At 69.7% G+C, this 13,411-nt stretch carries 8 protein-coding genes; 4 read left to right on the top strand and 4 right to left on the bottom strand.

What is annotated here, in order from left to right:
• The first annotated feature begins 27 nt into the window (after window positions 1-27).
• Genes ABZ470_RS11975 through ABZ470_RS11960 form a run of 4 tightly spaced genes read left to right on the top strand, consistent with a single transcriptional unit; the run spans window position 28 to window position 7,635 of the window.
• Window positions 28-3,117 carry a lantibiotic dehydratase gene (locus ABZ470_RS11975; RefSeq protein ID WP_362911328.1) on the top strand — a complete coding sequence of 1,030 codons (3,090 nt, stop codon included), beginning with the start codon at window positions 28-30 and terminating at the stop codon, window positions 3,115-3,117.
• Between the two features lie 29 nt (window positions 3,118-3,146).
• Window positions 3,147-4,376, top strand: a complete 1,230-nt coding sequence (locus tag ABZ470_RS11970) for a lanthionine synthetase C family protein (protein ID WP_362911327.1) — start codon at window positions 3,147-3,149, stop codon at window positions 4,374-4,376.
• Between the two features lie 16 nt (window positions 4,377-4,392).
• Window positions 4,393-6,453, top strand: a complete 2,061-nt coding sequence (gene fxlM / locus ABZ470_RS11965; RefSeq protein WP_362911326.1) for a methyltransferase, FxLD system — start codon at window positions 4,393-4,395, stop codon at window positions 6,451-6,453.
• Between the two features lie 33 nt (window positions 6,454-6,486).
• Window positions 6,487-7,635: a hypothetical protein gene (locus tag ABZ470_RS11960; protein ID WP_362911325.1), complete on the top strand. Its 1,149-nt coding sequence runs from the start codon at window positions 6,487-6,489 to the stop codon at window positions 7,633-7,635.
• 180 nt (window positions 7,636-7,815) lie between these two features.
• On the opposite strand, the gene ABZ470_RS11955 is transcribed toward ABZ470_RS11960, so the two are convergent.
• The 4 genes from ABZ470_RS11955 to ABZ470_RS11940 all read right to left on the bottom strand — a co-directional run bounded on the left by ABZ470_RS11955 (window position 7,816) and on the right by ABZ470_RS11940 (window position 13,409).
• The gene (locus tag ABZ470_RS11955; RefSeq protein ID WP_362911324.1) at window positions 7,816-9,006 is read right to left on the bottom strand and encodes a cytochrome P450; all 1,191 of its coding nucleotides are present in this window, start codon (window positions 9,004-9,006) and stop codon (window positions 7,816-7,818) included.
• 70 nt (window positions 9,007-9,076) lie between these two features.
• Window positions 9,077-9,973 (bottom strand): UbiA family prenyltransferase, encoded by an 897-nt coding sequence (locus ABZ470_RS11950; protein WP_362911323.1) that lies wholly within the window; start codon window positions 9,971-9,973, stop codon window positions 9,077-9,079.
• On the bottom strand, window positions 9,970-12,681 hold the full coding sequence (locus ABZ470_RS11945) for a PEP/pyruvate-binding domain-containing protein (RefSeq protein WP_362911322.1): 2,712 nt from the start codon (window positions 12,679-12,681) through the stop codon (window positions 9,970-9,972). Before ABZ470_RS11945 ends, ABZ470_RS11950 begins: the two co-directional genes overlap by 4 nt.
• Window positions 12,678-13,409 carry a nitroreductase family protein gene (locus ABZ470_RS11940; RefSeq protein WP_362911321.1) on the bottom strand — a complete coding sequence of 244 codons (732 nt, stop codon included), beginning with the start codon at window positions 13,407-13,409 and terminating at the stop codon, window positions 12,678-12,680. The genes ABZ470_RS11945 and ABZ470_RS11940 overlap by 4 nt, the downstream gene beginning before the upstream one ends.
• Window positions 13,410-13,411 lie beyond the last annotated feature (2 nt).

Genomic DNA, 13,411 nt, shown 5'->3' with positions numbered 1-13,411 from the left:
GCCCCAGATGATGCGAAAGGAGCTGTGATGAGTCCGCGAAGGCGTTCATGGTTCGAGCCCGTCGGTGCGGCGATGTTCCGAGCGGCGACCGCACCAAGCGACCTGGCGCCCGGCTTCTGGCCGTCCCTGGATCGCGCGGACGAAGAAGGGCGGTGGCGTCTGTGGCTGGTGGAGGTTTGGTCTCTGCCTGACGTCGCACGGGCGGTGGCCATCGCCAGTCCGGTTCTCGCCGGTCGGATCGCCGGGGTCGTCCAGGGCGACCGGCCTGGGGCCGCCGACATCCGCAAGATGGTCGTGTCGCTGGCTCGTTATCTGGTGCGGATGCGGGGACGCGCGACGCCCTTCGGCATCTTCGCGGGCGTCGGCTTGCTGCGGTTCGGGAAGACGCCGTCGGTCCGTCCGGGTCCCGGGCGGTCCTTCATTCGGGCACGTGCCGACTCCATGTGGCTGAGCCTGGTTATCGCGGCGCTCGAAGGGGACGCGGAACTGCGTCAGCGTCTACCCGTTGTGGCGAACGATCTTCTCGTGGTGCGGGGTGACCGAGTGGTTGTCCCGTGGCAACCGCACTCGGGCGATCTCAAGAGAAGTGCTTCCACGGAGGTCTCGGTCCGGCACACGTCGGTTGTTCGAACCGTGCTCGGCGAAGCGGCGTCCCCGATCATCGTCAAAGACCTCATCGGCAAGGTCTCCGCCACGGTCCCGGACGTACCGGTCGAGGACATCGACGCCATGATCGATCGCCTGATCTTCGGTGGGCTGCTCATCTCCAGCTTGCGGCCTCCGTCGACGTGCGTCGACCGCCTCGATCATGTTCTGACCCGGCTGCGCGAGGCCGGAGCCGGAACGATTCCGAGCGTCGCACATCTCGTAGCGGAACTGGCCGAGATCCATACGCTCATGGAGCACGACCGCGACGGGGCATCGGTACGGATGCGAGGCATCGCGACGCCCGTGGCCGGCCAACCGTTGATGGTGGATCTCCGTATCGACCAGGAGATGGTCCTTCCCTCGCAGGTGGCCGAGGAAGCAGCGGCAGCCGTCGGGGCGCTCGTACGGCTGAGCCCGCATCCTGCGGGGCACCCCGGCTGGCGGGCATACCATTCGGCATTCCTTTCCCGGTACTACGCGAACGCCCTGGTCCCGGTCACGCAACTCACCGATCCCATTCAGGGTCTCGGGTTCCCCGAGCACTTCACCGAACCCCCAGGAGACCTGCCGGCGGCGTTGTCCCTACGGGACACACGCCTGCTCGCTTTGGCGCAGCAAGCCGCTCTCGACGGCGTGCGGGAGGTCCGTATCGACGATGCCTTCATCGACTCCTTTCACCCGGACGGAACAGACCGGCTGCGGACGGTTCCGCACCTGGAGCTGTGCGCGGAAGTCCTGGCACCATCCCTGGCCGCCCTCGCCCACGGCGAGTTCCGGCTGAGTGTCTCCGGTATGGGCAGAACCGGATTCGCCCTCTCTGGCCGGTTCCTCGACCTTCTGGCCGGCGGCGACCGAGACGAGCGGATCGAGCAGAGTCGCCGGCTACCGGTCGGAGTGGAGGGCGCGATCTCGGCACAGCTGTCATTCCCGCCCCGCCACCCTCACCTGGAGAACGTCGCCCGCTCCCCGCAACTGTTACCGCACCTGATCACGCTCGCCGAGCACAAGACCGGCGACGAGTTCCGATTCCTCCTCAGCGACCTCGCGGTGACGGCGAACAGCCAAGGGATGTACCTGATATCCCGTTCGAAACGCGTCGTGGTGGAGCCTGTCCTCGCCCATGCCGCGTCGCGCGACACGATGCCGCCGATCGTCCGCTTCCTCTTCGAAGTGCCTCGTGCCCTGTTCTCCGGCATGTCGCCCTTCGCCTGGGGCGCGGCACGCTGCCTGCCGTTCCTCCCTCGGGTCGTCTACCGCCGCACGGTCCTCTCGCCGGCTCGATGGCGAATTCCCGTTGACGCCTTGCCCACCCTCGGCATCTCCGGGAACCGATGGCATCGCGATCTCACCATGCTCCGCGACCGGTTGGGGCTGCCCGATGTCGTGAGCGTCGGAGAGTCCGACCTGCGGCTGAGGCTCCGTTTGGACGAGCCCATGGACCGAGCGGTGCTCCGCGAATATCTGGCCAAAGCCCGCACGGGCCCAGACCCGGTTCTGGTGTCAGAGGCCTCAACCGCCGTTGATCACGGATGGTTCGGCGGCCGTGCGAACGAGATCATCGTCCCCTTGGCGAGCACCTCGCCGCCCGTGCCTCCGCCAGTCATCATCGATCGGAAGCAACCGTTGAGAGTGGTATTGCCGGACCAGGCGATACCGTCCGAACCCGAAGTCGTCTTCGCCCAGCTTCATGGTGATCCCCGGGTCTTCGACACGATCCTCACGAACCACCTCCCCGGCCTTCTGGCTCTCTGGGAACGTCCGCCGATGTGGTGGTTCGTCCGCTACCGCGACCCCGTCCCACACCTCCGACTGCGCCTGCACGTGGGCAGTCAGGAGTACGGCGAGGCAGTCGCACACGTCAGTACGTGGGCTGCGGACATGCGCCGCCGGAGGTTGATCGGCGAGCTGACCTTCTCGACCTACCGTCCCGAGACGGTTCGCTATGGTACGGGGCAATCGCTGAAGGCCGCAGAGGCTCTCTTCGCTGCCGACTCTTCCGTCGTCCTGACCCAGTTGGTGCTTCTCTCCCGGAATCCGTCTCTCAACCCGAGGGCACTGACCGCCGCATCCTTGGTGAACTTCGCGTGTTCCCTTGCCGGGAATCCTCCCGCAGGGATGCGCTGGCTTATCGATCACGCGAACATCGGTCCCGCGCCTGCGGCCAAGCGTGAGGCGGTCCGTCAAGCAGTCCTCCTCTCCGAACCCACGCGATCATTGCCGCTTCCGCTCAACGGCGGGCAGGACCTGGCCTCCGCATGGACAGCGCGGAGTGAGGCGGCAGCTCACTATGTCCGACTTCTCGGGGACGACGGCGTGGTGGCCTCCCCGTTCGGCTCGTTGCTGCACATGAACCACATCCGTACGCACGGCATCGACCCGGAATGTGAGCAGGCCTGTCATCGGCTCGCCCGGTCCGTCGCCCTCGCGTGGTCCTCCCAGCGCGCTTCCACCGGAGGTGTCGGCCGGTGAGCCTCATGGATCACCCCGCGGTAGGAGAGATGGCCGCACAGCTCGCAGACGCGTTGGCTGAACCGCCCATGACCGATCCTGCCGAGGGGTATGGCCCGGACAGCCCGCGTTGGAATGGTCAATCCCTTTCGGAAGGCGCCACCGGCATCGCGATCCTGCACGGAGTTCGCGCGCAGACCGGGCTTTCAGGCTGGGAGCGTGTCCGCGACTGGCTCTCACTCGCGGCGGAGGAGGAGGTGAGCGCAGGTCCGGGCGCAGGCCTTTGGCACGGGGCTCCCGCACTCGCCTTCTCCTTGTCCGTGGCCGTCCGGCCGGGTGAGGGCGACCAGCTCACGAAACGCCTGGATGCCGTGGTGGCCTCGATGACGCGAAGCCGCCTACACGCCGCGGAAGCTCGTATGGCCTCAGCTCAACGTCCCGAGCCTGGCGAGTTCGACCTGGTCCGCGGCCTGACCGGCCTCGGCGCGTTCCTTCTCCGCCGCGACCCGCACGGCGACTTGATCCGGCGCGTGCTCACCTACCTCGTGCGGCTGACCAAGCCGATACCCGCCGACGACCCGGCAGGCGACTCCGTACCGGGCTGGTGGACCCTCCAGGTCCCCACGGGGAAGCCGAAAGACGACTTTCTCGGTGGCCACAGCGATCACGGAATGGCACACGGCATAACCGGCCCGCTCGCACTTCTCGCCACCTCGAAGCGGGCCGGTGTGACCGTGGACGGACAGACAACCGCGATCGACCGGATCTGCGGATGGCTCGACACCCATCAGGAGGAAGGCCCAGCGGGTCCGTGGTGGCCCGAACGCCTCACCCACACCGAGCTTCAGAAGGGCCGATCATCGCAGGGCGGTCCTGCCCGGCCCTCCTGGTGCTACGGAGCGCCCGGTATCACCCGTACCCTCCAGCTCGCCGGCCTGGCCCTCCACGACCGGACGCGTCAGCGGAAGGCCGAGGAAGCTCTGCTGCGCTGTGTCGCCGACCCGGTCCAGCTCAGCTGGTTGGAGGGCCCCTCCCTCTGTCATGGCTGGGCGGGAGTCACCGCTGTCAGCTGGTTCGCCGCCATGGACGCGCTCACCCCGGCCCTCCGCGACCGGCTGCCGTTCCTCGTGGACTCCCTCATCGAACAAGCCCGCCGGAAACCGTCAAGCTCCTGGACCAAACCCGGCCTCGTCGACGGAACCGCGGGCGCCGCCCTGATCCTGCACACCATCGCGACCCGGACCGCAACGGGCTGGGAGCGAAACCTCCTGATCAACTGAACGGATAACGATCAACATGACCGCGAACGCCGATCCCCGCCACGCGACCTGGCGTGAGATCAGCTACTGGTGCACGACCTGGCAGGCCGCCGAACAGGCCGCCGTCACCCGCTTGGGCGACGTTCTCACTGGTATGACACGGAGCGGGGTCATCGCCTCCTGGTGGTTCGTACGTAAAGGGACGCGATGGCGTGTGCGGTACCTTCCTGCGGCCACCCGCGATGACGACGCCACGTCCATGCTGGAGAACGCCTTCGACGAGGCCGTCGCCCACGGCGACGTCTCCCGGTGGTCCAACGTGATCTACGAGCCCCTACTCGAAGTCTTCGGCGGCCCTGAAAGCCTGGCGATCGCACACGAGCTGTTCCACATCGACAGCGAGCACGTTCTGGATCACTTGCGCAAAGGAGGCTCCCACCCACGCGAGCTCGCGCTTCTCCTCGCCACCTCGATGCTGCGCGGTGCCGGCCGTGATTGGTACGACCAGGGTCAGGTGTGGAGCATGGTCGCCGAAGAGCGCACCACACCATCCGTTCCTCCAACGAAGTCCGAAGTGGCAGCCGTGCGTGAACTCCTTCTGGCCGACACCGCTACCGCCGTCGAACGTCTCAACGTCAGACCGGACTGGTTCGACGCCTTCGAACTCGCCGGACGGCGCCATGCCGATCTCGCCGACCAGGGCATCCTGACTCGGGGCTTGCATGCCGTACTCGCCCAACATGTTCTGTTCACATGGAATCGCCTGGGTATCCCGGAACCCCTCCAGGGCGCCCTGGTCGGCGCCACGAACCGGGTTATCCTCCATGCCGATTTCATGCGCCCGAATGTCACGGCCCCGACTAGCCTCGACGCGGTGACGACTCACGAGATCGAGACCTCTCCTGCCCACGCCGCGCGGCTGCGCGCGGACCTGGTCACCTACATCCGGGGGCGAGGAACCTTCCGCACCAAGGCTGTCGAAACCGCCTTCGGGGCCGTCGAGCGGGAACTCTTTCTCGAAGGTGTCGACCTCGACCAGGCTTATAAGCCGCAGGTCGTGGTGACCAAGCTCGCCGCGGACGGAACCGCCCTCTCGTCGGCCTCCCACCCGAATCTCGTGGCCACCCAGCTCGAAGACCTCGACCTTCATCCCGGACACACGGCCCTGGAGATCGGAACGGCAACGGGCATCAATGCCGCCCTGATGGCCGAGATCGTCGGTCCACACGGCAAGGTCGTCACCATCGAGATCGACGACGACCTCACCGCCACCGCCCGGGACTCCCTCGTCAAGGCCGGGTACTCCCACGTGAAGGTCGTCTGCGGCGACGGCGCAGCCGGCTCAGAGCCGGACGCCCCCTTCGACCGGATGATCGTCACTGCCGGAGCCTGGGATCTGTCCGCGGCCCTGTACGCCCAACTCGCGGTCGGCGGACGCATCGTCATCCCGTTGCGCCTGCACGGCAGCGGCCTGACCCGCTCCATCGCCTTCGACCGACACCCGTCCGGCGTACTCACCGGCAGCCATGCCCGTGTCTGTGGATTCGTCCCCATGCGGGGCACCTCCGACGACACCCAGGCCGGCGTCGCCGTTCAGCTCGCTGACGACGTCGCCCTCAACGTGGACGCCCGCGACGCGGCAGACGAAGAAGCCCTCGTCCAAGCCCTCACCCACCCCGCCAACGAGCGGTGGACGGGCGTCTACATCAGCGACTACGACCTGGTTGACCACCTCGACCTGTGGCTGGCCACCAACACCGGTGCCTTCGGCCGCCTCGTCGTCGGGTCAGCGGCCAGGAAGAGCGGCCTGATCGACCCGGCGCTCCGCTGGGCCGGAGCCGCCCTCTACGACGGTGGAACCATCGCCTACCTGACACTGCGCCAGCACGGCCCCATCTCCGAAGAACTCGGCATCACCGCCCACGGCCCGGACGGCGAACGCCTCGCCGCCCACCTCACCGAGCTTCTCCACCAGTGGAACCGTACTCGCCCCGCCCAGCCGATCATCACCGCTTACCCTGCCGGAACACCTGATGACCGGCTCGCCCCTGGCATCCGCATCGAACGGCCCGACACCCGCCTCACCATCTCCTGGTGAACTCCCCTCCGGCGACCCTCCGAGGAGACACCGATGACACCGGTCGCCGGACCCTCCATCGGCCTGCGAGACCTGGCCGCGCTGCGTTTTCCGCTTGTGGCACGGCCCAGGCCCATCTGCCGTCCCCTCGACATCCGCCTCAACCAGATCCAGGCCCGAGCCGATCAAGCCGAGCAAGGCGGCGATGACGCGCTTCTCCGCGCAGCGGAAGCACTCAACCTCGCCGCGCTGCTCGCCAGCGACTGCGGCATGCCCCACCTCGCCCGCGACCTGTGCCGTCGTCAGTTCGTGATCTTCCATGCCGCCCGCCCGCTCACAGCCGCCCACGCCCAACTCGCCCTCCAGCCCGCCGTCAACCTCGGCCGCATCCATATCCGCAACGGCGATGGCCAGCGCGCGTTCCATCTCTTCCACACCCTGTTCGCCGCCCTCCAGAACCAAGGAACAGCCGACCTCGACGGCGATGCCTTCTCCTTGCGCCGCTTTCTCCGAACGACCGACGATCGACGGGAGACAAGCCAGTGGCTATGGCAGGTTGTCCTGTCCGAGGGCACCCGCGCGCTCACAAGAGCCGGTCAATGGCAGGAAGCCCTCACCTACGCGACGGAACTTCGCGGCATCGGCCTGCGCCTTTGGGAAGGGCGACAGATCACCATCCTCACGCAGGTCTTTGGCAACGCTCCTGACGCGGCCCTCGATCTCCTCGACCACACGGAGATCAACGAGCCATGGGAAGCCGCAGTCCACTCCTGCTTGGTCGCCATGGCCCTCCGAGCCGCCGGTAGGAAGACAGGCAGTCACGCGCCTCAGACACTCGCGACGTATCTCGACCTTGAACCAGATCTCACTCTGGTGGACTTCCGCACCCGTCTCGGACTGACGATCATCGACATCCTCGCCGAGGACGAAGTCGTCGCCTCCCCCATCTACGACCGCCTACTGACCGAAGCCACCGGCGTCGGTGGTGCCCACTCCGCTCGCGAAGTGCTTACCCACCCTGGATTCCGCGCCAGACTCGCACCGGCACGGATCTCGGCACTCAAATCGGTGATCAAAGCCGCCGCATTGGATGACGCCCAAGCGCTTGAAGGCTCAATGGAACCCTTCCTCCATGCAGTCAGACGAAGCGAATCCGCAGCGAAACACCGCCTCACCGGAAACGTCACAGGGCACGCACCCTGAACCCATCTCCTCTGAACCGCCACCCGCGAGTCCTTCATCGCCCTGAAGGGTTCGCGACACGGCCCTGTGAGTCCTGGATCCCCCGCAGGAGGTGTGGTTCCTCCAGCTCGGCCCTGGCGGGCCGGCGACGCCTCACAAGAGGAACGGTTCCCCGCCCGGCCGTGACCGGGCGGGGAGGGTTCACCAGCGGACCGGAAGCTCCCGTAGCCCCCGGATGAACATGCCGCGTCGCCACACCAGTTCCTCGGCCGGTACGGCCAGCGCCAGCCCGGGGAACCGGCCGAGCAGCGCTCCGAGGCCGACGTGGATCTCGGCTCTGGCCAGGTGGGCGCCGGGACAGAAGTGCCTGCCGTGCCCGAAGGCCAGGTGTGGGTTGACCTCGCGGGCCGGGTCGAACCGTCCCGGTTCGGCGAACATCCCGGGGTCCCGGTTGGCGGCGTCGATCAGCGGCACCACCACCTGGCCCGCGCGCACCAGGGTCTCGCCGAGCCGTACGTCCTCGGTGGCGACGTGCGGCGCTCCGCCGGTCGAGCCGAGCGCGTTCCAGCGCAGCATCTCCTCGACGGCGGGGGTGAGCGCGTCCGGTTCGGCGCGCAGGCGGGCGGCCAGGGCCGGGTCCTGGAGCACCGTGAGCACGCACATGGCCAGCTGGTTGCCGGTCGTCTCGTAGCCCGCCATCAGCAGCCCGGCGCCGAAGACCACGATCTCCTCGACGCTGAGCCGCTCCTCCTCCGGCGCGGTCAGCAGTTCGGTCAGCAGGTCGGGCCCGGGCCGTCCGGCCGCGATCTCCTCGCCCCTGGCCGCGACCAGGGCGGTGAAGTAGCGCCGCGACTCGGCGTGCGCCTCGGCCACCTCCTCGGGGGCGAACCGGCCCGCGGACATCATCCTGTCCACCAGCGGGCGCAGCATGGTCCGGTCCGCCCAGGGGACGCCGAGCATCTCGGTGATGACGCGCAGCGCGAGCGGCACGGTGAACCCGTCGACCAGGTCGACCGGCCGTTCGCCCTTCTCCAGGTCGTCGAGCAGTTCCCCGGCGACCTCGCGCAGCCAGGGCGTCTGCTGCCTGGCCCGGCGCGCGGTGAAGGCGTGCAGTACGGCCCGCCGCCTGCGGGTGTGCACCGGCGGGTCGCTGGTGGCCAGCGCCAGCGACTCGGGGGTGCGGGCGAACATCGGCCGCCCGGAGAAGGCGGCCCGGCTGAACCGGTCGTCGGACAGCACCGCCCTGACCTCGGCGTGCCGGGAGACCAGCAGCGCCTGCCTGCCGTTCGACAGCGTCACCTCGGGCAGGCCCGGCTGGCCGAGCAGTTCCTCGTACTCCTTCGGCGGCCGGGCATCCGGCCCCTCGGGGAAGGGGAAGCGGCGGGGGGTCATCCGGCGTCCTCTCCGAATAGGGCCACAACCAGGTCCTCGTACTCCCTGGGGAAGGGGAAGCGGCGGGGGGTCATCCGGTGTCCTTTCCGAGCAGGGCCACGACCAGATAGAGGACGAAGCTGGACAGCAGGAACAGGGCGGGCGGCAGCACCGGCCACCGTACGGCCCGCCGCCGCCAGAACGCGTCGGCGCCGGAGACGACGAAGCCCAGCGGGAGCACGACCAGCCAGCCCCACGGCGACGACTCCCACGGCCGGACGAACGCCAGTGCGACCGCGACGGACAGCACGGCGCTGACCGTCGAGATCACCGCCGTCCGCTCCGCCCCCCACACCGTGACGTAGCTGCGCTCGCCCGGCCGCGGATCACGGGTGACCTTGCGGGCGAACTCCAGGTGCAGGTACGCGGTCGCCGCGGTCAGCAGCGCGGGCACCACGTGCCACCCCGGCCCGAGGCCCGTCTGGTGCAGCACCCCGGCGTAGAGGTAGAGGTTGATCAGGATCTGCACCGGGAAGCTGACCAGCAGGCCGGTCACCACGTCGTCGCCGTGCGGCCACCCGAGCAGCCGGTCGGCCGCCAGCACCAGCAGCGCGTACCCCAGCTGCACGGCCAGCGCGACCAGGGCGATCCCCCGGCCCGCGTTGAGCGCGAGCACGACCACGACACCGACCGCGATGAGGACCGCCAGGTCACCCACCCGGACGGCGCCGCTCGGCAGCGGCCGTCCGGGGTTGTGCTCGCGGTCGTAGTCGAGGTCCCTGATGTCGTCCAGGGCCCGCATCAGCAGCAGGTCGATCGCGAAGGTCAGCGCCGCGACCACGACGCCGACGTCGGGACGCCAGCCGGTGAGACGCGGGTCGACCAGCGCGAACAGCGCCGTGACGCCGACGGCCCAGCTCACCCCGTAGGGAAGGTAGAAGGCGGGCGGGTAGCTGCCCAGCACGTATCTGCCGAGACGGCCGATCATCCCTCGCCCTCCTCGGGAGCCTCGTCCAGGACGCGTACGGTCCCCGCGGCTCCGTCCAGCTCGATCAGGGCCCCGTCGGGGATGCGGGTCGTCGCGCCCGCGACCGCGACGACGGTCGGCACCCCGAGCAGCCTGCCGGTGATGGCGGTGTGGGACAGCAGCGTGCCGCGTTCGACGACCAGTCCCCTGGCGGCGCTCATCAGGAACAGCCACCCGGGGTCGGTCTCCCTGGCGATGAGGATTCTGTCCTGGCAGGCCTCAGGGGGGATCGAGGGGTGCGGCACGACCTTGGCGCGGGCGCGCACGAGCCCGGCGCTCGACGCCAGGCCGCGCAGCAGCCGGGGGTCTCCCTCCTGCTCCCGGGGCTCCGTCCGCCGTGCCCCCACGTCCCTGGCGAGGCCCTCGCCGGTGAGCAGGCGTGAGGGCGGGGCGGGCAGGGTCTCGTTGAACTCCCGCTCCTTCCTGCGGTGCGCGGCCAGCGGACGCAGGTCGGCGCCGGGCAGCGTGCCCTCGAAGGCACCGAGGACCTCCTGCACGGTCAGGTCGATCACGTCGTCCGCCCGGTCGAGGTGACCCGCCTTCGCCAGTTCGGCCCCCAGCCGGAACAGCACTCCCCGGGACAGGCCGTACAGCTCGGTGCGGCAGAACCTGGTGTCCTCCCGCGCCTTGACCAGCCCGCGCATCGCGGCGGCCAGCAGCCGCAACGCCGTACGGCGCAGCAGACCCGGGCAGCGTTCGCGCAGCTCCCGCTCCGCCTCCCGGCGGACCCGCAGCTCCTCGGCCCGGCTCGCGGCGACCGTGAGACCCTGCCTGACGAAGGGGCGGACCATGTCGAGCACCATCCACGGCCGCTGCCTGGGGGTCGGCTCCTCAAGCTTGAGGTCACCGGCCGCGCGGTCGCCGTAGCGGCGCAGGTGCGCGGCGGCCGCCCCGGCGATCGCGGAGCCGTACCGACCCTCGACCAGTTCCTCCCACGCCCGTCTGGCGTCCTCTGGCCGTTCGGCGGCGAGGACCCGCTCGCGGGCGGGCCCGTTGGCGCCGACCAGTTCGGCCAGCGCGATCGCGGAACGCAGTGCGGCCAGCGAGCGGTTGTCCGGCCCGCCGGACAGCAGGCCGAGCATCAGGGCACGGCCGTCCTGCCCGGCCCAGCGGCGCAACAGCCGGTCGAGGGTGCCCGCGACCGTCATGCTGAAGACGCTGTTGGTCAGCGTGACCCCCCAGCGCACCGCGACCTGCGCCCACAGCCGCCGGTAGAAGGCGACCAGTTCCGCGGGTTCGGCGTGGTCGATCCGCTCGTGGGCCGTGGCTGCGGTCCCGTCCCACCAGGTCAGGAACTCGCGCACGTCACGGGGGTGGCGCAGCGCCCTGCGGAGGTAGCCGGGGGCGATCCGCAGGGCCCGCAGCGGCCAGCCGGGGCGGGGCGGGACCGAGCGGGGGTCGTCGGCCAGCCCCATCGAGTGCTCCCACCACCCCCTGACGAACTCGAAGACCGGCAGCCTGCCGTGCAGGGCGTACCAGGCGTCGAGGCGGTAGAAGACCCGCCCGTCCACCATGCCGACCATCCGCTCCAGGTGGTGCCTGTCGCGGCGCAGCGAACGTTCGGACACGCCCATCCGCCGGTACAGGTCGGTGAAGATCCACCGGTAGAAGTCGCGGGCGAGAGAGTAGGTCAGCGCCCCGGAGACCCCGGGGTAGCTCTCGGTGATGTTGTGGTTGCTCCACAGCACCTGCCGAGTCTGCGGTCTCTCCTCGGGGGGCTCCGCCATGGGCCTGGCCTGCACCACGTACAGCCGCCCGTCCTCGGTGAAGGTGCCCTCCACATCCTGTGGACAGCCGAAGTGCCGTTCGATCCTGGTGAGGGCCTCCACGATCCGGGAGATCCGCTCCCGGTCGAGCACCGGCTTGCCCGCCAGCTCGTCCGGTACGGCCAGCAGGGCGAGTTTCCCGGAACCGTCCGGCGGGCCGACCATCCGGTTCTTGCGGACCGTCCGCTCGGTCACCTCGCCGGTGGCGTGGCTGACGAAGAAGTGGTCCACGTCGGCCTTCTCCTGCACCACGCCCTCACCGATCCCGAGGGCCGCGGCGATCACGTGCCGGGCGGAGCCGTCACGCGGGTCACGGCTGAAGGCGACGAAGGAGCGGGTTCCCGGCACCATCAGCTGCACGCCGACGGCGACCCGCGTCGCCGTCGGGTCGGCGCCCGCGCGCAGCCGGTACAGCACGGCCTCCGGCTTGTAGGCCGAGGCCCAGCAGTCCACGATCCTGGTGAGCAGGTCACGGCGCGGTACGTACAGGAAGCTGTCGCTCATCCCGGCGAACGGGTCGGCGGCGTCGTCCTCACCGGTCAGACCGGCCGCGGGCACCACGCACGCCCGTACGGCCGCCAGCCCGTCGGGGCCGATCACCTCGTCGAAGGCGGCCAGCGCCGCATCGGCCAGCTCGCCGGGGACGGCCAGCCGGGCCACCTCCGCCGTGGCGGCCTCGCCCCAGGCCTTCACCGCCCCGGCGTCACCGAGCAGCGGCACGGCGGGCAGGCCGTCACGGACCTTCCCCACGACCAGGTCGAACGCCTCGGCGGGCAGGCAGTACAGCGGCGGCACGGGCAGACCGGCCAGCCGCATCGACTCCAGCCTGGCGAACTTGTTGCCGACCCGCGTCACGTCGTGGAGGTCCACCCGCAGCACGGGCGGCTCCGGGACGGGGGTCACGGGTTCGGCTCCTTCCCTGGGCCGTCCTCGCGAGAGCCTTTCTGGGAGCCGTCCTCACGAGAGCCGCCTTGGGGGCCGTCTCTGAGAGGGCCGTTCCAGCCGTCGATGTGCAGGACCTCCTCAAGGGGAAGACGGGGGCCGGGCCCGAAGTCGGTCCTGAGGCTGTGGGCGGTCGGCAGCAGGCCGCCCTGGCGCACGTTCGGCGGCAGGCCGAGCAGTTCGGCCGCCTCCTTCTCCCGGTCCAGGTGGACGCTGGTCCAGGTCGTGGCCAGGCCCCGGCTGCGCGCGGCCAGCGCGTAACTCCACATGGCCGGCAGCAGGGAGGCCCACAGCCCGGCCTGGTTGCCCTCCGGCAGGTGCCCGTCGGCGAGTTCGAGGCAGGGGATGACGAGCACCGGGATGCGGTGGAGCCGTTCGGCCAGGTCCCGGCCGTCGGTCGCCATGCGTCGCGTGCGCGGGTCGAGTTCGTCGAGCCGGGCGAACAGGGGCGCCATCCGTTCGAGGAAGGCGCGGCGGTAGACGTCGGCGATCCCGGCCCGCAGGCCGGGGTCGGTCAGCACGATCCAGCGCCAGTTCTGCTTGTTGGAGCCGTTGGGGGCCTGCAGGGCCAGGCGCAGGCACTCCTTGACCAGCTCCAGGTCGACCGGCCTGCTCTCGTCGAGGCCGCGCCGTACGGCTCTGGTCGTGGTGAGCAGTTCGTCGCAGGTGAGGTCGGGTCGGGGGTTCACGT

Origin of the sequence: Streptosporangium sp. NPDC020072 (assembly GCF_040631445.1) — a bacterium.
Taxonomy (GTDB): Bacteria; Actinomycetota; Actinomycetes; order Streptosporangiales; family Streptosporangiaceae; genus Streptosporangium.
Note: the sequence above shows the minus strand (reverse complement) of the source record. Positions and strands in the feature narration are given on the sequence as shown.

Coding starts and splice junctions, on each gene's coding strand:
- ABZ470_RS11975 (WP_362911328.1), top strand. CDS start 28: ATGAGTCCGCGAAGGCGTTCATGGTTCGAGCCCGTCGGTGCGGCGATG.
- ABZ470_RS11970 (WP_362911327.1), top strand. CDS start 3,147: ATGGCCGCACAGCTCGCAGACGCGTTGGCTGAACCGCCCATGACCGAT.
- fxlM (WP_362911326.1), top strand. CDS start 4,393: ATGACCGCGAACGCCGATCCCCGCCACGCGACCTGGCGTGAGATCAGC.
- ABZ470_RS11960 (WP_362911325.1), top strand. CDS start 6,487: ATGACACCGGTCGCCGGACCCTCCATCGGCCTGCGAGACCTGGCCGCG.
- ABZ470_RS11955 (WP_362911324.1), bottom strand. CDS start 9,006: ATGACCCCCCGCCGCTTCCCCTTCCCCGAGGGGCCGGATGCCCGGCCG.
- ABZ470_RS11950 (WP_362911323.1), bottom strand. CDS start 9,973: ATGATCGGCCGTCTCGGCAGATACGTGCTGGGCAGCTACCCGCCCGCC.